The organism is Aquitalea aquatica, from assembly GCF_013911085.1.
Lineage (GTDB): Bacteria > Pseudomonadota > Gammaproteobacteria > Burkholderiales > Chromobacteriaceae > Aquitalea > Aquitalea aquatica.
This window is the reverse complement of the sequence record NZ_JACERN010000023.1, coordinates 14,243-37,957: the sequence shown is the minus strand read 5'-3', so window position 1 is coordinate 37,957 and position 23,715 is coordinate 14,243. Positions and strand designations below refer to the sequence as shown.

Below are 23,715 nucleotides of genomic sequence, written 5' to 3'. Positions count from 1 at the left end.
TGAATATCCAAATTCGTATCTATTTGGAATAATAAAATGTTGAGTAGATTATTGCTTGCCGGATTGCTGACTACGCTGGCCGGATCAGCCATTGCCGATTCCATTGGCAATACGGCGTCTGAGAAAATTTCGGTAGGGGCGGTTTCGGTACTGGCTGCACCGGTGGTCAGCATCGCCGGTAGTGCTACCGGGCGTGGCGAGTCGGCCCTGGGGCCGGTGCTGGCGGTGACGGGGAGTGGTTATGTGATTGTTGGCCTGGTTGAAGGCTCGGGCGATGTCATCAAGCTGACGCTCGAATCAGTGCAGGGCGGGGCTAAACTCTTGGTGGAATTGTCGCGCAGCACGGTCAAGGCTTCCGGCGCGGCCATCGGCAGCGCGGTGCAGGTAACGGCCACCGCCAGCGGTACCCTGCTGGTGGTGTCTGGCAAGGTGCTGGCTTTTATCCCCAACAAACTGGGCGAAGCCCTGCTGGAGCATAGCCGTGTCCCGTCGTAAAACTTGCTGGAAATGGCTGCTGGTAGCGGCCTGCTGCCTGCCTTTGCTGGCTCATGCCGGCCAGGCGTGTGAAGAAAAACCGCTGACGCCGGAAACCTTCCGGCTGGCCATGCAAACCGCCGAACAGCTGCAGACCAAGCTCAATGAAGTGGACAGCAATGTGGTGGTAGTGGGGCGCATGGGCCAGGATCTGTCCAAATACGGCCTGCGCTATACGCATTTTGGCATCATGTTCCGGCCGGAAAGCGGCGGGCGCTGGCGGGTGGCACATTTGCTGAACGAGTGCGGAACCGATCGCTCCGACTTGTGGTACGAGGGTTTGGGCAATTTCTTCCTCGACGACATGTTCCGCTTCGATGCCGTGCTGCTGGTACCGCCGCCGGCTGTTGTTGACCGGCTGTTGCCAAACTTGCGGGCTGGCCGTCCCCTGCGCGCCCTGCACTCACCCCGCTACAACATGGTGGCCTATCCCTTCTCCACCCGTTATGCGAATTCCAATACCTGGGTACTGGAAACGCTGGCAGCGGCTTCCACCACCGAAACACGCATCAGTAGTCGCGAACAGGCGCAGATGTGGCTGAAGCTGAACGGCTATCAGCCAAGTGAAATGAATATCGGCCCGATGACCCGGCTGGGTGGCCGCATGTTCAAGGCCAATGTGGCATTTGACGATCATCCTAATGAATTGCGTTATAACGACCGCATCCAGACGGTATCGGTGGATTCCATCATCCACTTTTTCGATGAACGCAATGAAGGCTGGAAAATCATCGAACTGCCCGGCCCGCAAGCGCGCCGCTTCTGAGCCTGCCGCACTGTGTTAGTGGCTGAACTGCTGGAACAGCCGCTTGCGTAGTTCGGCAATACCGCTGCCTACGGCAGAGGACAGCTGGCTGTAGCGGGACGGCCCCACCGCCAACGCCTCGCGTGCGGCATCGAACTGGCCCTGGTTGATCAGCTCGGCCACGCGCGCGGCTTCCAGATGGAATTGGCGGTGGTTTTCCACCAGCTGTACAAACACGCTATTGTGGCCGCAATTGACCATACCCTCGCCGTGTAGCCAGCGGCCCAGCTCGCAGCCACAACAGTCGCCAATCTGCGCGGCATCCAGCTGTCTGCCCTCCAGCATGGCCGTGCGTAGTTCCAGCTTCAATTCGAAATGGAGCAGCAGGGCATCTTCTAGATTCATGCCTATTTCCCCGACAACACTTCTCCCGATTTTTTACTATAGCCAGCCACTATGTTGTTGTGATGGGAATTGTCATCCGGCAAGCCGCTAGCTGTGGTGCCAGGACTGGTGGGTGGTCTGGGCCAGCTGCCGGCGATTGGCCTCGCCGGCCTGTGCAGCCTGCAAAAAGCCATCCAGGGAAATGTGTGGTGGCCAGCTGGCCGTGACCGGCTGCCAGTGCTGCAGGCGGTCGATACGGAAATGGCGATAGTCCTGGCGCAGCAGGCACCAGGCCGCCAGCGTCCAGCGATCCCCCCAGAAAAACAGGCCCAGTGGCAATACGCAACGCTGACTGGCGTGGCCCAGTTCATCCTGATAGTCGATGGCCAGCGCCTGGCCGGCCAGTATCGCCTCGCGTAATGTGGCCAGCCGCTCACAGGGATAGTCATGATGCTGCGGCACAAACAGTGGTGCCGGTGTCAGCCCGGCCGAGCCCAGCACCGCGTGAATCTTGGCCAGCGCACTGGCGGCTGCGCTGGCGGTGGCGGGGTCGGTCCAGCCGGCCAGCATGCGCGCACCCACTTCCAGCGCGGCCAGTTCTTCGGCGGAGAAACTCAATGGCGGCGGGTTAAAACCCTGTTCCAGCCAGTAGCCCTCGCCGGCCTCGCCATTGACCGGAGAGCCACTGGCCAGCAAATCGGCCATGTCGCGGTAGACGGTGCGTACCGACACTTCCAGCCAGGCGGCCAGCTGGGCAGCCGTGGTGCGGCGGCGGCCACGCAGCAGGTGGAGGATTTGCAGCAGGCGGTCGGCTCGGCGCATGGTACGGGTCCGGTTTTAGTGCGGCAGCGGGCTGCACAGCTCCAGCAGCATGCCGTCCGGGCAGCGCAGGAAAGACACGGTCTGCCCCCAGGGTTTGACCTGCGGTGCGGCCAGTTCGCGAGCACCGGCAGCCAGTGCTGCCTGATGTGCGGCAGCGACATCATCAGTAGCCAGGGCAATTTCCACACCTAGTGGCAGCGCGCCATCATCGGCAAAGCGAAAGCCCTCGGGATGATTGCTCAGGGCCAGCGCCTTGCTGGCAAAGGACAGCGTGGTGTCGCCGGTATCCAGCTCGCCATAGTCGCCCTCTGGAGTGAGAAAGCGTCGCGAGAAGCCGAATGCCTCTTCAAAAAAGGCCAGCGAACTGGCGACATCCGCCACATAGACAATGGTGTAGGCAAATTTCATCCTGCTTCCTTTCCTGATGTGGCGCGGGCCTGTTGCTCCCGCGCCAGTGCGATGACGCTGGTGATGGCCTGCCGTGCCTGCGGGCTGTTATGCCAGCAGCTGGAGCCAAGTGCTTGTGCCACTTGCCAGGTGATGTCGGCGGCCTCCTGGCCGGCCAGCTGGCTCAGGCTGCTAAAGCCGATCTGCTCCAGGCGGGAGATCACCGTGGGGCCAACCCCCTTGAGTGCCAGCAGTTGCTGGCGTTCCTGTGCGGAAAACGACATGGGTCTGCTCCTGGTGGGCTGGCTGGCAAGTGGCCTAAGACGGCTGCCAGCCAGGAAGGGACATGATATCCGCTAGCGGACTTGCCCGCTTCAGGCTTGCAGATGCAGGCCGATGCTATTGCCTTCGCTGTCTGCTATCAGTGCGATATCGCCATTGCCGTCTTCCAGCGTGGTGATGGGCAGCAATACCTTGCCGCCAGCGGCCTTAACCCGTTCCAGCGTCGCGGCCAGGTCCGGCCCGCCATCCAGATAGATGCGACAACCCTGACCACCAGCCGGCAGGCGTGGGCTGGCCATGATGCAGCCGGAGCTGTCGGGAAACACGGCAATACGATCCGTCATGAAGTCTTCCTGCTTCAGTTGCAGCTGCAATACCTGCTGGTAAAAGGCAACGGCACGGTCAAAATTGGTGGCGGGGATTTCAAACCAGTGAATCAGCGACATGGATGGCTCCGGAAAGGGCTACGGCGGGCTTGCCGTGTTCACAGCATGCACGCCCCCTGCTGACAGCATAGTGTCAGTAGCCGGTGGCATCGTGGGCTGTAGGCGTAAAAAAACCACCGCGTTTGCTAAGCGGTGGCTGATGGAGCGGCCCGGAGCCTGTCTGATCCGGAGCGTGGACGTGGAGCGGCTGACAAGAGCGCAGCGTCCCCGGGGTAAGCAGTGCCGACGTAAACAGAACAAGGATTAGGGCAAGGCGGCGCAAGGCCGCAACATGGGTTTTGTCAGCCGCGCTCAGTCCAGCTGGCCGGCCAGCGCGGCCAGCACGCGGGCGCTGGTGGCCTGCGGGTGGGCGGTGATGCGCAGCATGTGGCGCACGGCCGGGTGTTGCGGGCGATGAATGGCGATGCCGCATTGCAAGAGATGGCGCTGGATGGCCTCAGCCTGTAGCGCATCCGGGTAGGCCACGCAGACGAAATTGGTGTGCGAGGGTAGCGGTGTCAGGCCCTGGTCGTACAGCGCATGGCTCAGGTGATGGCGCAGGGTGATGGTTTGCGCCACCAGCTTGCGCGAGTAGTCCGGGTCGTCCAGCACGATTTGCGCTGCCGCCTGGGCAATGCTGGACAGCGCGTATTGCGGCCGGATCTGGTCGGCCTTGGCAATGATGTCGGCGCTGGCGATGGCATAGCCCACGCGCAGCCCGGCCAGCGCATAGGCCTTGGACAGGGTGCGCAGGCGCAGGGTGTGCGGCAGGATGCCGGTGGGCGGCGCATCGGCGGCATCAGTGCAGAAATCGACATAGGCCTCGTCGAGCAGCAGCAGGGTATGCGGCGGCAGTGCGGCGCGCAGGGTGCGGATGTCTTCGGCCTGCCAGTAATGGCCGGTGGGATTGTCGGGGTTGGCCAGATACAGCACCGAGGCATGCTCGGCACGGGCCACTTCGGCTAGCCGCGCCAGATCCGGCTGCATGTGCTGGCCGCGCTGGCAATAGGGCACCTCCAGTACGCGGGCACCCACGCCTTCGGCAAAGTAACGGAAGGTGGGATAAGTGCCAGCGGTGGTGACCACGGCATCGCCCGGATTACAGGTCAGGCGCAGTGCCAGCAGGATCAGGCTGTCGGCCCCGGTGTCGAACAGGATTTCCGTTGGGCTGACGCCGTTGAGCTTGGCTGCCCGCTCACGCAAGGCATGGGCATAGGGGTCGGGATACAGCCTGGCCATTTCCGCCAGTGCCTTGCCCAGTTCACCAGCCAGCGGCGATACCGGATCCGGCAGGCTCTCGTTGGAGCCGATGCGGGTCTTGATGCGATGCCCCAGCGCCGTTTCCAGCTTCACGATGCCGGGAAAGGGGTTGACGATGGTGTGGTGTTCGAGATGACGGGCAAAACGGGTCATGGCGGCTTTCGTCCTTGCAGCAGAACATTCTAGATGGCGACGGGGCGGCGACAAATCAGCAGATCAGCTAACGATAGCATCCCGCAGGATAAGCCAGCCAAGACCGGCGGCACGGCAGTGTAGCGCTGGCATGGGCCGGCGCTGCTGTGCCAGGGGTAAAAACCGGTAAAGCGGCCGCTCAGGGCGCTGGTTTGGCCTCTGCCGCCGGTGCCGAGGCATGGCTGCGGGTTTGGTCCGGCTTGGGAAGATACAGGTTGCCTTTATAGCCACAGGCAGTCACGACAAGGCTCAGGGCAAGGCAGGTCAGCATGGTTCGCAGCATAAAAAGCAGTCCGGTGTGGCAAAATCCCGAGTCTAGCACACGCGATTCAAGGAAGAGACGACATGAACGAGAGCGAATTTCTGGATGTGACCGACCGCATTTTCAGCCGGATCGAAGATGCTATCGACGATGCCGGTGTGGATGCCGACTTTGTCAGCAATGGCAATGTGCTGGAAATCGAATTCGACGATGGTGGCAAGATCGTGGTCAACCGCCATGCGGCCAATCAGGAACTGTGGATCGCCGCCAAGAGCGGCGGTTACCACTTTGCCTTCAAGGATGGCCAGTGGCTGGCCGCGCGTGACGGTGCCGAATTCTTTGCCACGCTGAAAACCGCCATCGCCCAGGCGTGTGGTGAGCCTGACCTGGAGCTGGATATCTGATGCAGGCCGAGTGGCTGGCGCTGGGCGGGCTGGCGGTGTCGGCCTTTACTTCGGCCACCATCCTGCCCGGCAACTCCGAGCTGGTGCTGGCGGCCTTTCTTTACAAATGGCCGGGCTGGCTATGGCCGGCCCTGTTGCTGGCCACCGTGGCCAACAGTGCCGGCAGCGCCACCAGCCTGTGGCTGGGACGGGTGGCACCCAAAAAGGAAGTATCACCACGCATCCAGCGCTGGTTTCAGCGCTATGGCCCGGCCGTGCTCTTGCTCAGCTGGGTGCCGCTGCTCGGCGATGCCCTGCCCCTGGCTGCCGGCTGGCTGCGCTTGCCCTGGCTGCCCAGCTTATTGTGGCTGACCGTGGGCAAGGCTGTGCGCTATCTGATACTGGCCTGGGGCGTGCTGGCAGCGCTGCATGCCTGATTATGCGACAGCGGATTGGCATGTGCTGGCGCTGAGGGTTTACAATTCAGGCAATTCTTATCTCGAGCTTCCATGAGCCAACATATTCCCCGCAAACGCTTTGGCCAGAATTTTCTGCAAGATGCCAGCGTGATTGAAAACATCGTGCACGCGGTCAACCCGCAGCCGGACGATGTGGTGATCGAAATCGGCCCCGGTCTGGGTGCCATTACCAAGCCGTTGCTGGACCGCCTGCCGCATCTGCATGTGGCGGAAATCGACCGCGACATCATTGCCCGGCTGAAAAAGGAATTTCCGCCGGAACGCCTGACCATCCACGAAGGCGATGCGCTCAAGTTCGACTTCGGCTCGATTACCGATGGCGCGTTCAAGATTGTCGGTAACCTGCCCTACAACATCTCCACCCCGCTGCTGTTTCACCTGGCCAGTTTCGGCCTGCGGGTGACCGACATGCACTTCATGCTGCAAAAAGAGGTGGTGGACCGCATGCTGGCGGAGCCCTCCACCACCGATTTCGGCCGCCTGACGGTGATGCTGCAGTACCGCTTCGAAATGGAGTTGGTGCTAAACGTGCCGCCAGATGCCTTCTGGCCGCCACCGAAGGTGGATTCGGCCGTGGTGCGCATGATTCCGGCCCCGGGCCGCTGCGGTGTGGCCAAGGATGAGAAAGCCCTGGAAGAACTGGTGACCAAGGCCTTCTCGCAACGCCGCAAGACCCTGCGCAATAATCTGAAGGGGGTGCTGGAGCTGGCCGATTTCGAAGCCCTGGGCATAGACCCGGGCCTGCGGCCGGAAAACCTGGCGGTGGAGGATTTTGTCCGCATGGCGAACCACCTGTCCGCCTGAACTGTCGCAACAAATTGACAAGTGCTGTCCTGCCGGCCGCACTTGTTGCAGTGCCGCTTGCATACTGTCGCCACTGGCCGCAGAATCGCAAACTTTTCACCCCGGCCTGGTCGGGGTGTGCAGTAATACAGGGAGAGCCGCCCGCATAAAGAGGCGGTGACTGTAAGCAGGACATCCGGCAGCGTCCGGTTGGCAGGTAAACGGGGGTTTACCTAGTAGAGCCAGCCTGGCTGTGCCGGTTACCTGCTGCTGGATAATCCAGCCTATAACAGCAGTGTCCGCGGTCTTCGGGCTAAGGGCAGTGATCGATCAAGGACCCCAGGAGAAACTTATATGAAGCTTTGCACCCGTCTTATCTCTGCAGCAACCCTGGCCGCTCTGGCCAGCACCCCGGTATTTGCCGCCGAACTGACCGGCACTCTGAAGAAAATAAAGGAGTCCGGCGTCATCGTACTGGGCAACCGCGATGCCTCCATTCCTTTCTCCTACTACGACAATAACCAGAAGCCCATTGGCTACTCGGTCGATCTGGCCAACAAGGTTGTCGAAGAAGTGAAGAAAGAGCTGAAAATGCCGAACCTGCAGGTCAAATACAATCTGGTGACCTCGCAGACCCGTATCCCGCTGGTACAGAACGGTACTGTCGATCTGGAATGTGGCTCCACCACCAATAACGTCGAGCGCCAGAAGCAAGTGGCCTTCTCAGTGGGCATCTTCGAAATCGGCACCCGCCTGCTGACGGCCAAGACCTCCGGCGTGAAAGACTTTGCCGATCTGAAAGGCAAGAACGTCGTCACCACCGCTGGTACCACTTCCGAGCGTCTGCTCAAGGCCATGAATGCTGACAAGCAACTGGGCATGAGCATCATCTCCGCCAAGGATCATGGCGAATCCTTCCTGATGCTGGAATCCGGCCGCGCCGTCGCCTTCATGATGGACGATGCCCTGCTGTACGGCGAAATGGCCAAGGCCAAGAGTCCGGCCAACTGGGTGGTGACCGGCAAGCCGCAGTCCTTCGAAATCTACGGCTGCATGCTGCGCAAGGATGACGCTGCCTTCAAGAAGGTAGTGGACGATGCCATCAAGGCTACCTACAAGTCTGGCGAAGTAAACAAGATCTACGCCAAGTGGTTCACCAGCCCGGTACCGCCGAAAGGCCTGAACCTGAACTTCCCGATGTCCGAAGTGGTGAAGGAACTGATTGCCAAGCCGACCGACAAGGCCGCCGAATAAGCGATTCCTTCCTGTAGTGCAGATGATGAGCCGGCAGATGCCGGCTCAATTGCTGCCTGCCTGTTTTCCCCTCGTGCTGGCGGCTATAACGGCAGCACGGGGCGGTGGCGGTGCATCTGCCTTTGCTGTCTGCCCAAGGGTAGGCAGGGACTTCATCCGACTGCCATGGCGTCCCCTGACCGGGAGGCATGCGGCTGTCGGCAGCAGGCGCTTGCGTCTGCTTGCATCAGGAGAAAAACATGAATTACCACTGGGACTGGGGCATCTTCTTCAAGTCCACCGGTGTCGGCAGTGAAATCTACCTGAACTGGTTTGTTTCCGGTCTGGGCTGGACCATTGCCGTGGCGCTGGCTGGCTGGGCCATTGCCCTGCTGCTGGGCTCGGTGCTGGGTGTCATGCGCACCCTGCCGGGCAAGCTGCTGCCTACCATTGCCACCACCTATGTCGAGTTGTTCCGTAACGTGCCGCTGTTGGTGCAGTTATTCATCTGGTACTTTCTGGTGCCGGATCTGCTGCCCACACCGCTGGAGATGTGGTTCAAGCAGGGCATCAGCCCGGCGGCATCCGCTTATCTGTCGGTAGTGGTGTGCCTGGGCCTGTTTACCGCCGCCCGCGTGTGCGAGCAGGTGCGGACCGGCATTCAGGCGCTGCCACGCGGTCAGAACAACGCGGCGCTGGCCATGGGTTTTTCCACGGCGCAGACCTACCGCTTCGTGCTGCTGCCGCAGGCTTTCCGCATCATCATTCCGCCGCTCACCAGCGAGTTCCTGAACATTTTCAAGAACTCCTCGGTCGCCTCGCTGATTGGCCTGATGGAGCTGTTGGCGCAAACCAAGCAAACCGCCGAGTTTTCCGCCAATATTTTCGAAGCCTTCACCCTGGCCACGCTGATCTACTTTGTCCTCAACATGAGCCTGATGGGCTTCATGGCCTGGGTGGAAAAGCGGGTGCGCATTCCCGGCATGATGGGAGGTAGCAAATAATGGCCCTCGATTTCAGTCAGATCATTCCCGCCCTGCCCGGCCTGGCCGATGGCATGCTGCTGACACTCAAACTGCTGGTGATGGCAGTGGGCGGCGGCGTAGTACTGGGCACCCTGTTGGCGCTGGCGCGACTCTCGGACAACCTGCTGCTGTCGCGGTTGGCCAAGTGGTATGTCAATTACTTCCGTTCCATCCCCCTGCTGCTGGTCATTTCCTGGTTCTACCTGGTCGTGCCCATGGTACTGAGCTGGATCACCGGCGACCTGACCCCGGTCGGTGCATTCACCTCCTGCCTGGTGGCCTTCGTGATGTTCGAGGCGGCGTATTTCTCCGAAATCGTCCGCGCCGGTATCCAGTCCATTTCGCGCGGGCAGATCAATGCCGCCTACGCACTGGGCATGACTTACAGCCAGGCCATGCGGCTGGTGATCCTGCCGCAGGCTTTCCGCAAAATGATGCCGCTCTTGTTGCAGCAAAGTATCATCCTGTTCCAGGACACCTCGCTGGTGTATGCGGTGGGCTTGATGGACTTCCTCAATACCGCCCGCTCCAAGGGCGATGTCGTTGGTTTGCCGCATGAATTCCTGCTGTTTGCCGGTGCGGTTTACTTCGTGATCAGTTTCGGCGCGTCGCAATGGGTGAAGCGTCTGCAAAAAAGGTTTGCTGTATGAGCGCGATGATTAGCATCAACAATGTAAGCAAGTGGTATGGCGACTTTCAGGTGCTGACCGACTGCACCACCGGCGTCAAAAAAGGCGAGGTGGTGGTGGTGTGCGGGCCCTCCGGTTCCGGCAAGTCCACCCTGATCAAGTGCGTCAATGCGCTGGAGCCTTTCCAGAAAGGTGAAATCATTGTCGACGGCATCGCGGTGGGCGATCCGAAAACCGACTTGCCCAAGTTGCGCAGCCGGGTTGGCATGGTGTTCCAGCATTTCGAGCTGTTCCCGCATCTGTCCATTACCGAAAACCTGGCCATCGCCCAGGTCAAGGTGCTGGGCCGCAGCCAGGATGAAGCGCGGGAAAAAGGCCTGAAGCTGCTGGATCGCGTTGGCCTGAAAGCCCATGCGCACAAATTCCCCGGCCAGCTGTCCGGTGGCCAGCAACAGCGCGTGGCTATTGCCCGTGCGCTGGCGATGGACCCGATTGCCATGCTGTTTGATGAGCCGACCAGCGCGCTGGACCCGGAAATGATCAACGAAGTACTGGACGTGATGACCGAGCTGGCCCAGGAAGGCATGACCATGATGTGCGTTACTCACGAAATGGGTTTTGCCCGTCGTGTGGCACACCGGGTTATTTTCATGGACCAGGGGGCCATCGTCGAGGATTGCGACAAGGATGCCTTTTTTGGCGATATCAATGCCCGCTCCGAGCGTGCTCGCCAGTTCCTGTCGAAAATTCTGCAACACTGAGCAGCACCGCCAAGCAGAAACCCGGCTCCGGCCGGGTTTTTTTATGTCGGGCTGGTGGGCTGCTTAAGGCGATGACCACAGATATTTTCCCCATATTGCTTAATAGCACCGTGCGCATGACATTGTTATTGTTATTAGTTGATAATACTTACAAATGATGTAAACGCTGGTGTATTATCATTGGAGAAAATTACCTGCTAACCTCTCTGCACCGCGCCTAAACTGACGATAGCGCTAACTATTCCAGCCAGACCAGTCCATGTATTCAACCCGCTATCTTGGGCGTCAGCCCATCGTTGATGCCAACCAGCAGTTGGTGGCTTACGAACTGTTGTTCCGCTCCAGCCAGGCCAATGTCGCCAGGGTTGACGACGACGTCATGGCGACGACGGCGGTGATCCGGCATGCCTTTGTCGATCTGGGCGTGGGTGAGGTGCTGGGTGACCGTCTGGGTTTCATCAATGTCAGCGATACCCTGCTGATGGATGATCTGCTGGATGTATTGCCCTGTGACAAGGTAGTGCTGGAAATCCTGGAAACGGTGAAGGTGACGCCGCCCTTGCTGGAGCGGCTGGCCGAGCTGCGGCGCAAGGGTTTCCGGCTGGCAATGGACGATGTGGTGGAACTGGATGCCGACCGGCTGGCCCTGCTGCCGCTGGTGGATATCGTCAAGATCGACCTGGTGGCACTCAACTTGCTGCAATTGCGCCAGTTGGTGGCCGATCTGGCCAGCTTCCCCGGCATTCTGCTGGCGGAGAAGGTCGACACGGTGGAGCAGTTTGAACTATGCCGCGAGCTGGGCATCCAGTGGTTCCAGGGTTATTTCTTTGCCCGCCCTACCGTGCTGTCCACCCGTCAGGCCAATGCCAGCCAGCATGCCATGCTCAGCCTGCTGGGCTTGTTGATGAGTGATGCTGACAATGACGAGCTATCCCAGGCTCTGAAACTGGCACCAGACGTGGTACTGATGCTGATGAAGCTCAGCTCGACCGCCTCGGCCGCCACCCGCCGGCCGGTGTCCTCGGTGAACGAGGCCATCATGTTGCTGGGGCGGGCCAAGATCAAGCGCTGGTCGATGCTGTTGCTGTTTGCCAGCAATGCCACCGATGTCCAGCCACAGCGCAATCCGCTGCTGGAGCTGGCGGCCACGCGCGGTCGCATCATGGAGCTGCTGGCCGAAGCCTGTTACCCGGAGCGGCGCGATGTCAGGGAAAGTGCCTTCATGATCGGCATGCTGTCGCTGGTGGATGTGCTGGTACAGCAGCCCAAGGCCGAGGTGATTGCCAGCCTGCCCATTGAGGACTGCCTGAAAGAGGCGGTGCTGGAAGGCCGCCATGTACTGGGTGAATTACTGCGGGTGACGCTGAGTCTGGAAGACGATGCCACCCCGCATCCGGCAGGCTATGACCCGGAAGTGCTGATGCGGGTGGAAACCCAGGCGCTGGACTGGGTCAACAGCATGTGGAAGTAAAGACTGGGCAGCCCGCCGTACCGGCCTGCTGCCTATGCCATTAGCCCGATCTGGCTTCTGTGCCATCCTGATCGTGCAGCCGGCTGAGTAAGCCCTGTACCCGCTCATTGTCTCTGGGCAGCCAGTCCAGCATCTCGCGCAGCATCTGGTCGTATTCGCTGGTTTCCTGGTTTTTCTTGCGCAACTGCTCCCGCACCCGCAACAGAATGGCGCAGGCGTTCATGCCGGTGCGCTCGTTGTACAGGCGCATTGCCATCTCATGTAGCATGCGCCCAGCCTCTGCTGCGCGGCCCTCGGTGGTCAGTTCCACGGCCTTGTTGCTCTGTTCCTGCAGTTCGGCATAAGCGTGTTCGATCAGCTCGCTGCAGCGGACATGCTTGCGGGCGATTTCCAGTAGCGTGGCCAGTTCATGGCGGCTATAGGCAAAGCGCATGGTGATGGTGCGGGTCCAGCTTTCCAGCAATGCCGGATCGATCAGCTCTTCCGGCAGGCGCACCACGGCCCCCATAAAGCGCTGGGCCGATTCGAAATGGACAAAGGACTTGAGCAGGTCGTCTGCCGCCAGCTTCAACTGCATCAGCGCTTCTTCGGCTCTTTGCTGCACCAGCGCGGTCAGCGCCTTGCAGGTCAACAGGGTGAATTGCGCTTCCGGGCGCTCGGCCAGGCTGGCACTGATATCGGCCTGCAGGCGGTCGATATACTGGGTGTTGCCGGTTTCGGAATAGGCTTGCAGCAGGTCAACCAGTACTTCCGGGCCAAAGAAATTATTGTTGCGGCCGATTTCCACTGCGCGCTGCAGGTATTGCGCCCCTTTTTCCGGGTCGCCCGAGCGCAGTGCCGCCGTGCCACAGCTTTTCAGCCGATGAAAATTGCGCGGCGAGATGTTCACCGCCTTTTCCAGCACGTCCACCGCCTGGGCATATTGCCCCTCGTCGATCAGGTTCTGCGCCAGCAGGTCGTAGGCATCGGTATAGAGCGGGGCATCCTGGATGATTTCGCGTAGCAGCTCGCTGGACTCGCCCTGCATGCCCTGGTCGGCCTGGATGCGCGCCACGCCCATCTTGGCCCAGGGAATCACCTTGCTTTCCAGCAGGGCCTGGTAGATGTGCAGTGCTTCACCCTGCCGTCCTTCGGTGACCAGCAGCTCGGCGCAGAGCCGGTTGGCATCAATGCGATTCATCGGGCCGGGGGCGGCGGCTACCAGTTGCTGCAGGGTGCTGATGGCTCCGCTACGGTTACCCTTTTCCAGTTGCTCGTGCGCCGGTGCCAGGAAGGATTTGCGCCGGTGTGCGCTGTTCATGCGGGTCAGCAGCAGATTGGAATTGAAGGGTTTGAGGATGTAGTCGTCCGGCGCCATTTCCGCTGCGGCCACCACCCTTTCGTATTTGCGCTCGCCGGTAATCATGATCCAGATGGTGGACAGCGGCAGGGTGCCGGTCTTGCGCAGGGCTTCCAGTAGCTCCTGGCCATCCATGCCGTCGCCCAGATTGTAGTCGCACAACACGACATCAAAACGCCGCCCTTTCAGGCGTGCCCGCCCTTCTGCCGCGCTGCTGACGGCATCGGAGCGGGTAATGCCGGCCATGGACAGCATGGTGCGCAGGCTCTGGCGTACCGTGAGGGAGTCCTCGATGATGAGGACGGTGGTGTTTTCGTCAAAATACATCAGCTATTTTCCAGCCGGCGCGCCGCACCACGGGTGCGGATGGGCAAGCGTTGTGCGGCATATCTCAGACGATATCCAGATGATCGATGCCTTCCAGCGGATCGCGGCCCTTGGAGCTTTCACTGTACAACTTGATTTTCAGACGCAGGTCGTTGATCGAGTCGGCATTGCGCAGCGCATCTTCATAACTGATATAGCCTGCTTCGAACAGGTCGAACAGCGACTGGTCGAAGGTTTGCATGCCGGACTCGCGCGAACGGCCCATGACTTCCTTCAGGCCGGCAATTTCCCCCTTGAACACCATGTCGGAAATCAGCGGTGTGTTCAGCAGGATTTCCACCGCCGCCACCCGGCCACGGCCGGTCTTGATCGGCAACAGTCGCTGCGAAATGATGGAGCGCATATTCAGCGACAAATCCATCAGCACCTGCTGGTGCCGCTCTTCCGGGAAGAAGTTGAGAATGCGGTCCAGCGCCTGGTTGGCATTGTTGGCGTGCAGCGTAGCCAGGCACAGGTGGCCGGTTTCGGCAAACTGCAGGGCGTAGCCCATGGTTTCGCGGTCGCGGATTTCCCCCATCAGAATCACGTCCGGCGCCTGGCGCAGGGTGTTTTTCAGCGCGATTTCCCAGTCTTCGGTATCCACGCCCACCTCGCGCTGGGTCACGATGCACTTCTTGTGCTGATGCACGTATTCGATGGGATCCTCGATGGTGATGATGTGGTCCTGATTGTGGCTGTTGCGCCAGTCAACCAGTGCCGCCAGCGAGGTGGATTTACCCGAGCCGGTACCGCCGACGAAAATCACCAGGCCGCGCTTGATCAGCGCGATGTCCTGCAACACCTCCGGCAGGTTCAGCTTGTCGAAGGTGGGAATCTCGGTATTGATCTTGCGCATCACCATGCCGGCACAGCCCTGCTGGATAAAGGCGCTGACGCGGAAACGGCCCAGCCCCGGCGGGTTGATGGCGAAGTTGGCTTCCTTTTTCGACTCGAACTCTTCGGTCTGGCGGTCGTTCATCACCGAACGCACCAGCTCCTTGGTGTGCTGGGCCGACAGCGGCTGCGGTGCCACCGGGGTGATCTTGCCGTCGATTTTCATGGCCGGGGGAAATTCGGCGGAAATGAAAATGTCGGAGGCGTTTTTGCCCACCGCATGCTTGAGCAGATCGTGAATGAATTTTGATGCCTGGTCTTTTTCCATGATGGCCATCCGGGCTGGCTAGCTTGCCTGCTGAAGTTTAGAACGCATCCTTGGATGCCGCCTTCTGGCGTGCCTCGTTCGGGGCCACGATATTGCGCCGCACCAGCTCCTGCAGGCACTGGTCCAGTGTCTGCATGCCGTGCTGCTGGCCGGTTTGGATCATCGAATTGATCTGGGCGATCTTGTTTTCGCGGATCAGGTTACGGATGGCGGCGGTGCCGATCATGATTTCATGGGCAGCGACCCGGCCATTGCCGTCCTTGGTTTTCAGCAAGGTCTGTGAAATCACCGCCCGCACCGATTCGGACAGCATGGAGCGTACCATTTCCTTTTCCCCGGCCGGGAACACGTCGACGATACGGTCGATGGTCTTGGCAGCCGAACTGGTATGCAGCGTGCCAAATACCAGGTGGCCGGTTTCCGCTGCAGTCAGCGCCAGGCGGATGGTTTCCAGATCACGCAATTCGCCCACCAGGATCACATCCGGGTCTTCACGCAGCGCCGAGCGCAGGGCATTGGAAAAGCTGTGGGTCTGCAAGCCGACTTCACGCTGGTTGATCAGCGATTTCTTGCTGTCATGCACGAATTCGATTGGGTCTTCCACCGTCAGGATGTGCGAATAATTGTTCTCGTTGACGAAATCGACCATCGCCGCCAGCGTGGTCGATTTACCCGAGCCGGTCGGGCCGGTTACCAGCACCAGGCCGCGCGGATAGCTGGAGATATCCTGGAAGATCTTCGGTGCGCCCAGTTGCTCCAGCGTCAGCACCTTGGATGGAATTACCCGGAACACCGCACCCATGCCACGGTTCTGCACGAAGGCATTCACCCGGAAGCGTGCGATGCCCGGCAGTTCGAACGAGAAGTCGCATTCGAACTCGTCCTCGAAAATCTTGCGCTGGTAGTCGTTCATGATGTCGTACACCATATCGTGCACATCATGATGATCCAGTGGCGGCAGATTGATGCGCCGCACGTCGCCATGCACCCGGATCATGGGTGGCAGACCCGCAGACAGGTGCAGGTCCGATGCCTTGTTCTTGACGGTAAAAGCCAAGAGCTCGGAAATTTCCATTTATAATTTCTCCACGATTACCCGGCGGTGGGCATGACGCTAACGTTTTTTTGCGATTGTAAGCGCAAGCTGTTGCAAAAGGATATGTGGACAGCAATCTAAGCGGCAGGTCCTGCTGTTTTCTTTGTAGAGACAGCCCGCCATCGCCACAAGGAGCACCATGAGCGATTCCATCGCACAAGCCATCGAACACGTCCGCCAGCAGATCCACGCCGCCGAAGCCGCCGCCGGGCGCGAGGCCGGCAGCGTTCGCCTGCTGGCGGTGAGCAAGACCTTTCCCGCCAGCGCCGTGCAACAGGCTTATGCTGCCGGCCAGCGGGCCTTTGGCGAAAACTATGTGCAAGAGCTGCAGGACAAGGCCGCCGAGCTGGCTGCGCTGGACATCGAGTGGCACTTCATCGGGCCGCTGCAATCCAACAAGACCCGCATCGTGGCAGAGGCAGCGCATTGGGTACATTCCATTGAGCGGCTGAAGATCGCCCAGCGTCTGTCCGAGCAGCGGCCAGACAGCCTGCCGCCCTTGCAGGTGTGCGTGCAGGTGAACGTGTCTGGCGAAGCCAGCAAGAGCGGCTGTGCCCCGCATGAGGCCAGGGCGCTGGCACTGGCGGTGGCAGCACTGCCACGCCTGCAGCTGCGCGGGCTGATGTGCATTCCCGAGCCAACCCAAGATGCGCAAAAGCTGGCTGGCCAGTTTGCTTTATTACAGCAGTTGCAGCAGGAATTGCGCACGGCAGGCCTGGCATTGGATACTGTATCCATGGGGATGTCCGCTGACATGGTACAAGCCATTGTCGCGGGCAGCACCATGGTGCGCGTTGGTACTGCCATTTTCGGCGCACGCCACTATCATTCATAAGCAGACATTCATAAGCGGACAGCCGGCATGCAGCACCGCCGGACCGCATACAAGAGTCAAAGAGGAAAAACAGGCAATGCAGATTACCTTCATCGGCGGCGGCAATATGGCCACGGCCATTATCGGCGGGCTTCACCAGCAGGGCGGCCATCACCTCCATGTAGTGGACCCGAATGCCGCCAAGCTGGCCGAGCTGGCCCGTGATTTTGGCGTGAGCACAGCGAGCAGCCTGCCGGAGCAACTGTCGGCCGACGATATCGTGCTGCTGGCGGTCAAGCCGCAGCAGCTCAAGGAAGTGTGCCAGGCACTGGCTCCGCGTCTGAACGGCGGCATGGTGCTGTCCATCGCCGCCGGCATCCGCTGTGACGCCATGGCGCGCTGGCTGGGTAGCGAGCGCATCGTGCGTGTGATGCCCAATACCCCGGCCATGGTGGGCAAGGGCGTTTCCGGCCTGTATGCCGCGGGTGGTGCCAGCGCCGCCGACCGTGAGCATGCCGAGACCATCATGCAGGCCGCCGGCATCACGGTATGGCTGGACAAGGAAGAGGGCATCGACGACATTACCTGCGTTTCCGGTAGTGGCCCGGCTTATGTCTTCTATTTCATCGAAAGCATGATCGAAGCCGCCGAGCAGGCCGGTTTTGCCGCCGACGAAGCACGCCGGCTGGTGCTGGCCACCTTTGACGGTGCGGTGGAGCTGGCCCGCCAGAGTCCGCTGCCGGTGGCCACCCTGCGCACCAATGTCATGTCCAAGGGCGGTACCACCGAGCGCGCTATTGGCCGCTTCGAGGCAGAAGGCGTCAAGGCGGCCATCATCGCTGGTGCCATGGACTGCCGTGACCGCTCCATCGAAATGGGCCAACAACTCAGTCAGGATTAAAGCTTCATGTTTCTGGAAACCGTGCAATTTCTGATCAAGACCATCGCCGACCTGTTCGTGCTGGTATTGCTGCTGCGTTTTTACCTGCAGGTGGCGCGGGCGCCATTCAAGCATCCCCTGTGCCAGTTTGTCATGGCGGCTACCAATTTCGCCGTGCTGCCGCTGCGCAAGCTGCTGCCTTCGCTGCGCGGTTACGACAGTGCCACCATGTTGCTGGCCTGGCTGGTCAGCATGGTTTCCAGCGTGATCATCCTGGCGCTCAATCCCATGTACACCCTGGCCGCGCCGGAAACCTGGCTGGCATTGACACTGCTGGCGGTACTGGATGTGTTCAAGCAATCGCTGACGCTGCTGATGGGTGCGGTCATCGTGCAGGCGGTGCTCAGCTGGGTGAGCCCCTATAATCCGCTCAGTCCCATCCTGGATGCGCTGACCCGCCCGTTTCTCCGCCCCTTCCGTCGTGCCACCGTGGGCGGGGTTGACCTGTCGCCGCTGATTCTCTTCCTGATCATCCAGGTCATTTTGATGCTGCCGGTTCATTTCCTGGAAAGCAGCTTCTTGATGCAACTCAAGGTGGCGATGTAACAAATATGTTTATTTGTCATGCTCTGCCGCATCTGAAAAGATGTAGTGTAATTTCCTCAATGATCTGGAGAATCGTGATGAAGAAAATGCTGCTTGCTGCCCTGCTGCTGGGTACTGCTGCTGCTCCGGCCATGGCCAATCTGGCACTGGCACAAAAGAACAACTGCCTGTCCTGTCATGCGGTTGATCACAAGGTAGTTGGCCCGGCCTACAAGGATGTTGCCAAGAAATACGCTGGCGACAAGGGCGCTGAAGCCAAGCTGATCGCCAAGGTGAAGGCGGGTGGTTCCGGTGTGTGGGGCCCGATCCCGATGCCGCCGAATGCTCAAGTGAGCGACGCCGACATCAAGACCCTGGTCAAATGGGTCCTGGCGCAAAAATAAGCGCCATGCAGTAGCACAAGGCGGCCTGAGGCCGCCTTTTTCATGTGACAGGCTTGTTACCAGCCTGGATTGGCGCTATACCGAGTGTCAGCAGCAGGTGACGCCGAAGAAGGTGAATTGTCGTTGGCAGTTGCACAAATCCGATACCGTGGGTAATCTTCTTCGCCTGTCTGCCAACTCTCATGCTGGAAGCACCAAAATTATGGCCAAGCTGACCGAACAAGATATTCTCAACTGGGAAGGCGATGATTACATGAACGCCGACCATCTTGAGTTCTTCAAAGACCGGTTGTTGCAGATGCAGCAGGAGTTGTTGATCAACGCCAATGCCACTGCCAACCATTTGCAAGAGCAGGAAGCAACCCCGGACCCTGCGGACCGGGCCACGCTGGAAGAAGAGTATGCACTGGAGCTGCGCACCCGCGATCGCGAGCGCAAGCTGTTGCAGAAGATCCAGGCCTCCATCCGTCAGATTGACGATGGTTCCTATGGCTTCTGTGAAGACACCGGTGAGCCCATCGGCCTGCGCCGCCTGATGGCCCGTCCCACCGCTACCCTGTCGGTGGAAGCCCAGGAACGCCGCGAACGCATGAAGCGTCAGTACGCAGACTGATCCGCTGCGGCGTTCTGCCCAACAAAGCGTCATCGCCTTGCGATGGCGCTTTTTGTTTTTTTGCCGGAGCTTGCCAAGTACATAAGGGCTTGTCGGCCTTGGCTGGTACGGGTATCTTGCTGCTATGCAAGGTAAAAACGATATCAGCTAGGGACAAACATGCAACGCCAGACCGACGACGTAAGAATCAGCGAAATCAAAGAGTTACTGCCTCCTATCGCCCATCTGTACGAACTGCCGATTACCGAAACCGCTTCCGAAGTCATCTACACCACGCGCAAGGACATTGCAGCCCTGCTGCGCGGCGAGGACGATCGTCTGCTGGTGGTCATCGGCCCCTGTTCCATCCACGATCCGGAAGCGGCCATCGAATACGCGCGCAAGCTCTCCACCCTGCGCAACAGCCTGGCGGGCGAGCTGGTGGTGGTGATGCGAGTCTACTTTGAAAAACCGCGTACCACGGTGGGCTGGAAGGGTCTGATCAACGACCCGCACCTGAACGAATCCTACGATATCAATACCGGCCTGCGCCTGGCGCGCCGCCTGCTGCTGACCCTGAACGACATGGGTATTCCGGCGGCTACCGAATTCCTCGACATGATCACCCCGCAATATTTTGCCGACCTGATCAGCTGGGGTGCCATCGGCGCCCGTACCACCGAAAGCCAGGTTCACCGCGAACTGGCCTCCGGCCTGTCCTGCCCGGTGGGCTTCAAGAATGGTACCGACGGCAATCTGAAGATCGCCGTGGATGCCATCCGCTCGGCCAGCGTGTCGCACCATTTCCTGTCGGTCACCAAGACCGGCCACTCCGCCATCGTTTCCACCGGTGGCAATCCGGATTGCCATGTCATCCTGCGCGGTGGCAAGGAGCCGAACTACTCCGCCGAGCACGTGCGTGCCGCTGCGGCCGAACTGGCAGCGGTGGGCCTGCCGCAAAAGCTGATGGTGGACTTCAGTCACGCCAACAGCCGCAAGGACTACCGCCGCCAGATGGAAGTGGCCGACGATGTGGCAGCACAAATGGCCGCCGGCGATCAGCACATCTTCGGGGTGATGGTGGAAAGCCACCTGGTGGAGGGTCGCCAGGATCTGAAGCCGGGCTGTGAACTGAATTATGGTCAGAGCATCACCGATGCCTGCATCGGTTGGGATGATACCGAGACGCTGCTGACTACCCTGGCTGATGCAGTCAAGGCGCGTCGCGCCAAGCTGGGTACGGCTGGCGGCAAGTAAGCCTGCTGTTTCCCGCAAGAAAAACGCTGCCTCGGCAGCGTTTTTTTATTGTCAGAGCCAAACCGCAAGGTTCAGCTGCCTTGCAGTACCACCTGGTCTGGGACACTGGTTTCCGGTTCGGCATGGCGCCGCACAGCCCAGCACACGCCACCCAGCAACAACAGCATGGAGGCCAGCTCCAGCGGCCGGGGCCAGCGTTGCAGCCAGACAAAGCCATAGAGCAAGGCGAAGACGGTTTCAAATACGATCAGTTGGCCGGACAGCGTGGGCGGCAGACGGCGGGCGGCGGCATACCACAGCGCATTGGCCAGCCAGGAGCCGCCCAGGGCGCAGCCAGCGGCCGCCAGCCAAAACAGCTGCCAGTGCTGGGCCGTGGTGGCATGGCTGACCATGGGCAGGCCCAGCCAGTGGCAAGCCAGCCACAGCAGCAGGCCCATCACCCCGGTAACCATACCCAGCAGGCAGGACCACTCGTGGCTATCGAAGCAAGGCCGCTGGCGCAGATAGCGGGCGTTGCTGGCAGCAAACCAGCTCCAGCTGGCCAGCGCACCCAGCGCGGCCAGCACCCCGCTCAGCCGCACCCAGCTGCTCTGGCTGCCATGGCTGCCGCCAAAGGTATCGATATTGATGCAGATGATACCGGCCAGCACCATCGCCAGCGGCCAGCGCAACTGACGCAGTGACAGTGCCCCCTCATCCTTCAGCCCCAGCAGGGTGATGGTGACCGGCAGCACACCAACAATCAGCGAAGCCGGGGCAATGCCCACCAGCTGGATGGCGGCGGCCAGCAGGATGAAATACAGCAGATTGCCCACCAGCGATAGCCGCGCCAGCATCAGGATATCTTCGCGCTGCAAGCGTGCGCGCAGGCGAGCAGCCAGTGGCAGCGCCAGCAGCAGGGAAATCAGCCCGTACAGGCTGAAGCGCACGGCGCACAGCAGCCAGGGGCTGAATTCCGGCAATACCTGCGGCACCATCAGCACCAGTCCCCACACTGCCCCGGCCATGCCGGCATAGCTTATGCCCCGTTTCATCTGCTGCTCCCTGCCATTGTGCTAAACAAGGGCAAGGCTAAGCCGGCCGGGCTTGTTCGACAAAGGATATCTCGGCATTAACGCATTCCCTGTAGGAATGGCTTGTCAGTATTTGCCTTATCTGGGTTAATGGTATGGCAATGACACGATGCTGATTGGGAATGCCACCATGCGGTGGACACAATGGGGAAGGAGCTTGCATGAGTCGCTATCTGAGAAATCTGCCACCGCTGGAAAGCCTGATTCATTTCGAGGCCGTGCTACGCAATGGCAGCTTTACCAAGGCAGCCACCGAGCTGTGTGTGACGCAAAGCGCGGTGAGCAAGCAGATCCGTACGCTGGAGGACTGGCTCAAGCTGCCGCTGTTCGAGCGGCTGGTGCGTGGCATTCAGCCCACCCCGGCCGGGCTGGCGCTGCAGCGCGAGGTCTCTCCCATGCTGCAATCGCTGCTGCACAGCGTGGCACGGCTGCAGGCCGAGCATAACCGCCACACGCTCACCGTGAACTGCACCCACGCGGTGGCGCAGTTCTGGCTGTTCCCGCGTCTGGTGGCCTTCAGTCAGCAGCATCCCGACATTACCGTTAATATCCACGCCAGCAACAGCATGGACGAGGCCAGCGTGGCGGAGTACGACTTTGCCATTTTCTATGGTGACGGGCGCTGGAGTTCGCTGGCGGCCGAGCCCTTGTTTCCCGAGATTGTTTACCCGGTGTACAGCGCCCACCTCGACTACCCGGCCATCACCCAGGTGGAGCAACTGGCTGCCCTGCCGCTGATCCAGCTGGACTCCTCGGCCTGGAACTGCATCAACTGGCATGACTGGTTCGGCCATTTCGGCCTGACTTATAGCCCGCCGGAACGGGTGCCGATGTTCAATCAGGTGACGCTGGCTTTCAATGCCGTGCTGCAAGGCATGGGCATAGGGCTGGGCTGGGAATTCATGGCGCACGATTTGCTGCAGCAGGGTGTGCTTAAGCGGCTGGGGCCGTTTGCCTTTGTCAGCGGCAAGGTGGACTTTCTCGCTCATCCCCGCCACAAATCACTGAGCGACAATGCCCGGTTGTTCAAAAGCTGGCTGCTGGACAGCGTCAGTCAGCCGGCCACTGCTGTTCCAGCTGGTGCACAGCTTCCAGGGTATTGAGATTGGGCAGCTTCTGCGCAAAAGGCAGGCTTTGGTGTTGCAGCGTGGCCAGCCAGCCACGGATGGAGCGGCCCCCGCTTACCAGATAAGCCGCCAGCACAGCGGCCAGCCCGGGCTGCAAGGCCAGCAGGCTGGGGTGCCATTGGGCCGGGTCGCTCGCGCTGACTACCTGTTGTCCGGGCAGGGCTGCCAGCAGGCGGGCAGCAAAATCTACCGGCAGAACAAGCGCATCGCAGGGCAGCATCAGCAAGGTGGTGTCCGGTGCCGCCTGCATGCCCGCCAGCAGCCCTGCCAATGGACCAGGATAATCAGGCAGTGTGTCCGGCAATACCGCATGCCCGTACGCCGCGTATTCATCCAGATGGCGATTGGCAGAAATCAGTATGCGTTGTGGAGGCTGGCTTTGCGCGGCCAGTGCCTGCACGGTGCGGGCAATCAGCGGCTGGCCAGCCAGCTTCACCAGGCCCTTGTCCACCCCGCCCATGCGGCTGGCCTGGCCGCCAGCCAGAATCAGTGCGGTGTAAGGTATCACTGCCAGCGCCCGATCGCGGCCTGATCGCTGTGTTTGGCCTCCACCCAGTGGGCGCTGCCATCCTGCAGGATTTCCTTCTTCCAGAACGGTGCGGCGGTCTTGAGAAAGTCCATCAGGAATTCCGCGGCGGCAAAGGCGTCCTTGCGATGGCTGCAGGCGGTGACCACCAGCACGATAGGCTCGCCCAGCGCGAGATAACCGACGCGGTGGATGATAGTGGCGGCCTGTAGCTGCCAGCGCTGGCCGGCCTGTTCGATGATGGTGTGCAGGGCTTTTTCCGTCATGCCCGGATAGTGTTCCAGCTCGAGCGCAGCCACGTCCTGGCGGTCGCCATAATCGCGCACCAGACCGCTGAAACTGACTACGGCACCGCAGGCCGGATTGCACGACAGCCGGTCGATTTCTGCGCCAGTATCAAAGCGCCCGGTCTGTACCCGCACGGTAAAGGGTTGCAT

The 23,715-nt window shown here is 60.4% G+C and carries 30 protein-coding genes; 17 read left to right on the top strand and 13 right to left on the bottom strand.

Annotation, left to right across the window (positions count from 1 at the left end):
* Positions 1-36: 36 nt before the first annotated feature.
* Together H2Z84_RS07740 and H2Z84_RS07735 are read left to right on the top strand one after the other, a co-directional pair.
* Positions 37-495, top strand: coding sequence for a hypothetical protein (locus H2Z84_RS07740; protein WP_181835468.1), 459 nt, complete (start codon positions 37-39; stop codon positions 493-495).
* A complete protein-coding gene (locus tag H2Z84_RS07735) occupies positions 482-1,300 on the top strand; it encodes a DUF2145 domain-containing protein (protein WP_309545455.1) in 819 nt (272 codons plus the stop codon). Before H2Z84_RS07740 ends, H2Z84_RS07735 begins: the two co-directional genes overlap by 14 nt.
* Before the next feature lie 15 nt (positions 1,301-1,315).
* On the opposite strand, the gene H2Z84_RS07730 is transcribed toward H2Z84_RS07735, so the two are convergent.
* The 7 genes from H2Z84_RS07730 to lptM form a co-directional block, all read right to left on the bottom strand.
* Positions 1,316-1,684 carry a CZB domain-containing protein gene (locus H2Z84_RS07730; protein WP_181835467.1) on the bottom strand — a complete coding sequence of 123 codons (369 nt, stop codon included), beginning with the start codon at positions 1,682-1,684 and terminating at the stop codon, positions 1,316-1,318.
* A gap of 87 nt (positions 1,685-1,771) precedes the next feature.
* A complete protein-coding gene (locus H2Z84_RS07725) occupies positions 1,772-2,485 on the bottom strand; it encodes a helix-turn-helix transcriptional regulator (protein WP_181835466.1) in 714 nt (237 codons plus the stop codon).
* Between the two features lie 15 nt (positions 2,486-2,500).
* Positions 2,501-2,893: a VOC family protein gene (locus H2Z84_RS07720; RefSeq protein WP_181835465.1), complete on the bottom strand. Its 393-nt coding sequence runs from the start codon at positions 2,891-2,893 to the stop codon at positions 2,501-2,503.
* Positions 2,890-3,156 carry a hypothetical protein gene (locus H2Z84_RS07715; protein WP_181835464.1) on the bottom strand — a complete coding sequence of 89 codons (267 nt, stop codon included), beginning with the start codon at positions 3,154-3,156 and terminating at the stop codon, positions 2,890-2,892. The genes H2Z84_RS07720 and H2Z84_RS07715 overlap by 4 nt, the downstream gene beginning before the upstream one ends.
* 90 nt (positions 3,157-3,246) lie before the next feature.
* A complete protein-coding gene (locus H2Z84_RS07710; RefSeq protein ID WP_181835463.1) occupies positions 3,247-3,600 on the bottom strand; it encodes a VOC family protein in 354 nt (117 codons plus the stop codon).
* Positions 3,601-3,891: 291 nt separating this feature from the next.
* Positions 3,892-4,992: a pyridoxal phosphate-dependent aminotransferase gene (locus H2Z84_RS07705; RefSeq protein ID WP_181835462.1), complete on the bottom strand. Its 1,101-nt coding sequence runs from the start codon at positions 4,990-4,992 to the stop codon at positions 3,892-3,894.
* A 178-nt stretch (positions 4,993-5,170) separates the two neighbouring features.
* Positions 5,171-5,302 (bottom strand): LPS translocon maturation chaperone LptM, encoded by a 132-nt coding sequence (gene lptM / locus H2Z84_RS21115; RefSeq protein ID WP_226034309.1) that lies wholly within the window; start codon positions 5,300-5,302, stop codon positions 5,171-5,173.
* 74 nt (positions 5,303-5,376) lie between these two features.
* On the opposite strand from lptM, the gene cyaY reads away from it, so the two are divergent.
* The 8 genes from cyaY (at position 5,377) to H2Z84_RS07665 (ending at position 12,057) form a co-directional block, all read left to right on the top strand.
* Positions 5,377-5,697, top strand: coding sequence for an iron donor protein CyaY (cyaY, locus tag H2Z84_RS07700; RefSeq protein WP_181835461.1), 321 nt, complete (start codon positions 5,377-5,379; stop codon positions 5,695-5,697).
* Complete coding sequence (locus H2Z84_RS07695) at positions 5,697-6,113, top strand: YqaA family protein (protein ID WP_181835460.1); 417 nt, start codon at positions 5,697-5,699, stop codon at positions 6,111-6,113. The genes cyaY and H2Z84_RS07695 overlap by 1 nt, the downstream gene beginning before the upstream one ends.
* Positions 6,114-6,185: 72 nt before the next feature.
* A complete protein-coding gene (gene rsmA / locus H2Z84_RS07690) occupies positions 6,186-6,959 on the top strand; it encodes a 16S rRNA (adenine(1518)-N(6)/adenine(1519)-N(6))-dimethyltransferase RsmA (RefSeq protein WP_181835459.1) in 774 nt (257 codons plus the stop codon).
* A 333-nt stretch (positions 6,960-7,292) separates the two neighbouring features.
* A complete protein-coding gene (locus tag H2Z84_RS07685; RefSeq protein ID WP_181835458.1) occupies positions 7,293-8,192 on the top strand; it encodes a glutamate/aspartate ABC transporter substrate-binding protein in 900 nt (299 codons plus the stop codon).
* Positions 8,193-8,431: 239 nt separating this feature from the next.
* Positions 8,432-9,175 (top strand): amino acid ABC transporter permease, encoded by a 744-nt coding sequence (locus tag H2Z84_RS07680; protein WP_181835457.1) that lies wholly within the window; start codon positions 8,432-8,434, stop codon positions 9,173-9,175.
* Positions 9,175-9,846, top strand: coding sequence for an ABC transporter permease subunit (locus tag H2Z84_RS07675; protein ID WP_181835456.1), 672 nt, complete (start codon positions 9,175-9,177; stop codon positions 9,844-9,846). The genes H2Z84_RS07680 and H2Z84_RS07675 overlap by 1 nt, the downstream gene beginning before the upstream one ends.
* Before the next feature lie 5 nt (positions 9,847-9,851).
* Positions 9,852-10,586: an amino acid ABC transporter ATP-binding protein gene (locus tag H2Z84_RS07670; protein WP_181835608.1), complete on the top strand. Its 735-nt coding sequence runs from the start codon at positions 9,852-9,854 to the stop codon at positions 10,584-10,586.
* A 259-nt stretch (positions 10,587-10,845) separates the two neighbouring features.
* The gene (locus H2Z84_RS07665; protein ID WP_181835455.1) at positions 10,846-12,057 is read left to right on the top strand and encodes an EAL and HDOD domain-containing protein; all 1,212 of its coding nucleotides are present in this window, start codon (positions 10,846-10,848) and stop codon (positions 12,055-12,057) included.
* A gap of 40 nt (positions 12,058-12,097) precedes the next feature.
* Here H2Z84_RS07665 and H2Z84_RS07660 read toward each other — a convergent pair whose 3' ends face one another.
* The 3 genes from H2Z84_RS07660 to H2Z84_RS07650 form a co-directional block, all read right to left on the bottom strand.
* Positions 12,098-13,723 carry a response regulator gene (locus tag H2Z84_RS07660; RefSeq protein WP_181835454.1) on the bottom strand — a complete coding sequence of 542 codons (1,626 nt, stop codon included), beginning with the start codon at positions 13,721-13,723 and terminating at the stop codon, positions 12,098-12,100.
* Positions 13,724-13,787: 64 nt separating this feature from the next.
* Positions 13,788-14,924 carry a PilT/PilU family type 4a pilus ATPase gene (locus tag H2Z84_RS07655; RefSeq protein ID WP_124641857.1) on the bottom strand — a complete coding sequence of 379 codons (1,137 nt, stop codon included), beginning with the start codon at positions 14,922-14,924 and terminating at the stop codon, positions 13,788-13,790.
* A 37-nt stretch (positions 14,925-14,961) separates the two neighbouring features.
* The gene (locus tag H2Z84_RS07650) at positions 14,962-15,999 is read right to left on the bottom strand and encodes a type IV pilus twitching motility protein PilT (RefSeq protein WP_181835453.1); all 1,038 of its coding nucleotides are present in this window, start codon (positions 15,997-15,999) and stop codon (positions 14,962-14,964) included.
* A gap of 160 nt (positions 16,000-16,159) precedes the next feature.
* Between H2Z84_RS07650 and H2Z84_RS07645 the strand changes: the two genes are divergently transcribed.
* The 6 genes from H2Z84_RS07645 to aroG all read left to right on the top strand — a co-directional run bounded on the left by H2Z84_RS07645 (position 16,160) and on the right by aroG (position 20,552).
* The gene (locus H2Z84_RS07645) at positions 16,160-16,855 is read left to right on the top strand and encodes a YggS family pyridoxal phosphate-dependent enzyme (RefSeq protein ID WP_181835452.1); all 696 of its coding nucleotides are present in this window, start codon (positions 16,160-16,162) and stop codon (positions 16,853-16,855) included.
* 76 nt (positions 16,856-16,931) lie between these two features.
* Positions 16,932-17,735, top strand: coding sequence for a pyrroline-5-carboxylate reductase (gene proC, locus H2Z84_RS07640; protein WP_181835451.1), 804 nt, complete (start codon positions 16,932-16,934; stop codon positions 17,733-17,735).
* A 6-nt stretch (positions 17,736-17,741) separates the two neighbouring features.
* Positions 17,742-18,320 (top strand): YggT family protein, encoded by a 579-nt coding sequence (locus tag H2Z84_RS07635; RefSeq protein WP_181835450.1) that lies wholly within the window; start codon positions 17,742-17,744, stop codon positions 18,318-18,320.
* 77 nt (positions 18,321-18,397) lie between these two features.
* Positions 18,398-18,703, top strand: a complete 306-nt coding sequence (locus H2Z84_RS07630; RefSeq protein WP_181835449.1) for a c-type cytochrome — start codon at positions 18,398-18,400, stop codon at positions 18,701-18,703.
* A gap of 202 nt (positions 18,704-18,905) precedes the next feature.
* A complete protein-coding gene (dksA, locus tag H2Z84_RS07625) occupies positions 18,906-19,316 on the top strand; it encodes an RNA polymerase-binding protein DksA (RefSeq protein WP_045845893.1) in 411 nt (136 codons plus the stop codon).
* 159 nt (positions 19,317-19,475) lie between these two features.
* Positions 19,476-20,552 (top strand): 3-deoxy-7-phosphoheptulonate synthase AroG, encoded by a 1,077-nt coding sequence (gene aroG, locus H2Z84_RS07620; protein WP_181835448.1) that lies wholly within the window; start codon positions 19,476-19,478, stop codon positions 20,550-20,552.
* Positions 20,553-20,623: 71 nt separating this feature from the next.
* Here the strand turns inward: aroG and H2Z84_RS07615 are convergent, their stop codons facing one another.
* Positions 20,624-21,586: a DMT family transporter gene (locus tag H2Z84_RS07615; protein WP_181835447.1), complete on the bottom strand. Its 963-nt coding sequence runs from the start codon at positions 21,584-21,586 to the stop codon at positions 20,624-20,626.
* Between the two features lie 200 nt (positions 21,587-21,786).
* On the opposite strand from H2Z84_RS07615, the gene H2Z84_RS07610 reads away from it, so the two are divergent.
* Complete coding sequence (locus H2Z84_RS07610) at positions 21,787-22,728, top strand: LysR substrate-binding domain-containing protein (protein ID WP_181835446.1); 942 nt, start codon at positions 21,787-21,789, stop codon at positions 22,726-22,728.
* On the opposite strand, the gene mobA is transcribed toward H2Z84_RS07610, so the two are convergent.
* A complete protein-coding gene (mobA, locus tag H2Z84_RS07605; RefSeq protein ID WP_309545454.1) occupies positions 22,676-23,260 on the bottom strand; it encodes a molybdenum cofactor guanylyltransferase MobA in 585 nt (194 codons plus the stop codon). The two genes, H2Z84_RS07610 and mobA, sit on opposite strands and share 53 nt — an antisense overlap.
* On the bottom strand, positions 23,257-23,715 hold the full coding sequence (locus H2Z84_RS07600) for a molybdenum cofactor biosynthesis protein MoaE (RefSeq protein WP_181835445.1): 459 nt from the start codon (positions 23,713-23,715) through the stop codon (positions 23,257-23,259). Before H2Z84_RS07600 ends, mobA begins: the two co-directional genes overlap by 4 nt.

What these genes read in the sequence shown, in the direction of transcription:
- H2Z84_RS07740 (WP_181835468.1), top strand. Translation starts at nt 37, where the DNA reads ATGTTGAGTAGATTATTGCTTGCCGGATTGCTGACTACGCTGGCCGGA.
- H2Z84_RS07730 (WP_181835467.1), bottom strand. Translation starts at nt 1,684, where the DNA reads ATGAATCTAGAAGATGCCCTGCTGCTCCATTTCGAATTGAAGCTGGAA.
- H2Z84_RS07725 (WP_181835466.1), bottom strand. Translation starts at nt 2,485, where the DNA reads ATGCGCCGAGCCGACCGCCTGCTGCAAATCCTCCACCTGCTGCGTGGC.
- H2Z84_RS07720 (WP_181835465.1), bottom strand. Translation starts at nt 2,893, where the DNA reads ATGAAATTTGCCTACACCATTGTCTATGTGGCGGATGTCGCCAGTTCG.
- H2Z84_RS07715 (WP_181835464.1), bottom strand. Translation starts at nt 3,156, where the DNA reads ATGTCGTTTTCCGCACAGGAACGCCAGCAACTGCTGGCACTCAAGGGG.
- H2Z84_RS07710 (WP_181835463.1), bottom strand. Translation starts at nt 3,600, where the DNA reads ATGTCGCTGATTCACTGGTTTGAAATCCCCGCCACCAATTTTGACCGT.
- H2Z84_RS07705 (WP_181835462.1), bottom strand. Translation starts at nt 4,992, where the DNA reads ATGACCCGTTTTGCCCGTCATCTCGAACACCACACCATCGTCAACCCC.
- lptM (WP_226034309.1), bottom strand. Translation starts at nt 5,302, where the DNA reads ATGCTGACCTGCCTTGCCCTGAGCCTTGTCGTGACTGCCTGTGGCTAT.
- cyaY (WP_181835461.1), top strand. Translation starts at nt 5,377, where the DNA reads ATGAACGAGAGCGAATTTCTGGATGTGACCGACCGCATTTTCAGCCGG.
- H2Z84_RS07695 (WP_181835460.1), top strand. Translation starts at nt 5,697, where the DNA reads ATGCAGGCCGAGTGGCTGGCGCTGGGCGGGCTGGCGGTGTCGGCCTTT.
- rsmA (WP_181835459.1), top strand. Translation starts at nt 6,186, where the DNA reads ATGAGCCAACATATTCCCCGCAAACGCTTTGGCCAGAATTTTCTGCAA.
- H2Z84_RS07685 (WP_181835458.1), top strand. Translation starts at nt 7,293, where the DNA reads ATGAAGCTTTGCACCCGTCTTATCTCTGCAGCAACCCTGGCCGCTCTG.
- H2Z84_RS07680 (WP_181835457.1), top strand. Translation starts at nt 8,432, where the DNA reads ATGAATTACCACTGGGACTGGGGCATCTTCTTCAAGTCCACCGGTGTC.
- H2Z84_RS07675 (WP_181835456.1), top strand. Translation starts at nt 9,175, where the DNA reads ATGGCCCTCGATTTCAGTCAGATCATTCCCGCCCTGCCCGGCCTGGCC.
- H2Z84_RS07670 (WP_181835608.1), top strand. Translation starts at nt 9,852, where the DNA reads ATGATTAGCATCAACAATGTAAGCAAGTGGTATGGCGACTTTCAGGTG.
- H2Z84_RS07665 (WP_181835455.1), top strand. Translation starts at nt 10,846, where the DNA reads ATGTATTCAACCCGCTATCTTGGGCGTCAGCCCATCGTTGATGCCAAC.
- H2Z84_RS07660 (WP_181835454.1), bottom strand. Translation starts at nt 13,723, where the DNA reads ATGTATTTTGACGAAAACACCACCGTCCTCATCATCGAGGACTCCCTC.
- H2Z84_RS07655 (WP_124641857.1), bottom strand. Translation starts at nt 14,924, where the DNA reads ATGGAAAAAGACCAGGCATCAAAATTCATTCACGATCTGCTCAAGCAT.
- H2Z84_RS07650 (WP_181835453.1), bottom strand. Translation starts at nt 15,999, where the DNA reads ATGGAAATTTCCGAGCTCTTGGCTTTTACCGTCAAGAACAAGGCATCG.
- H2Z84_RS07645 (WP_181835452.1), top strand. Translation starts at nt 16,160, where the DNA reads ATGAGCGATTCCATCGCACAAGCCATCGAACACGTCCGCCAGCAGATC.
- proC (WP_181835451.1), top strand. Translation starts at nt 16,932, where the DNA reads ATGCAGATTACCTTCATCGGCGGCGGCAATATGGCCACGGCCATTATC.
- H2Z84_RS07635 (WP_181835450.1), top strand. Translation starts at nt 17,742, where the DNA reads ATGTTTCTGGAAACCGTGCAATTTCTGATCAAGACCATCGCCGACCTG.
- H2Z84_RS07630 (WP_181835449.1), top strand. Translation starts at nt 18,398, where the DNA reads ATGAAGAAAATGCTGCTTGCTGCCCTGCTGCTGGGTACTGCTGCTGCT.
- dksA (WP_045845893.1), top strand. Translation starts at nt 18,906, where the DNA reads ATGGCCAAGCTGACCGAACAAGATATTCTCAACTGGGAAGGCGATGAT.
- aroG (WP_181835448.1), top strand. Translation starts at nt 19,476, where the DNA reads ATGCAACGCCAGACCGACGACGTAAGAATCAGCGAAATCAAAGAGTTA.
- H2Z84_RS07615 (WP_181835447.1), bottom strand. Translation starts at nt 21,586, where the DNA reads ATGAAACGGGGCATAAGCTATGCCGGCATGGCCGGGGCAGTGTGGGGA.
- H2Z84_RS07610 (WP_181835446.1), top strand. Translation starts at nt 21,787, where the DNA reads ATGAGTCGCTATCTGAGAAATCTGCCACCGCTGGAAAGCCTGATTCAT.
- H2Z84_RS07600 (WP_181835445.1), bottom strand. Translation starts at nt 23,715, where the DNA reads ATGCAACCCTTTACCGTGCGGGTACAGACCGGGCGCTTTGATACTGGC.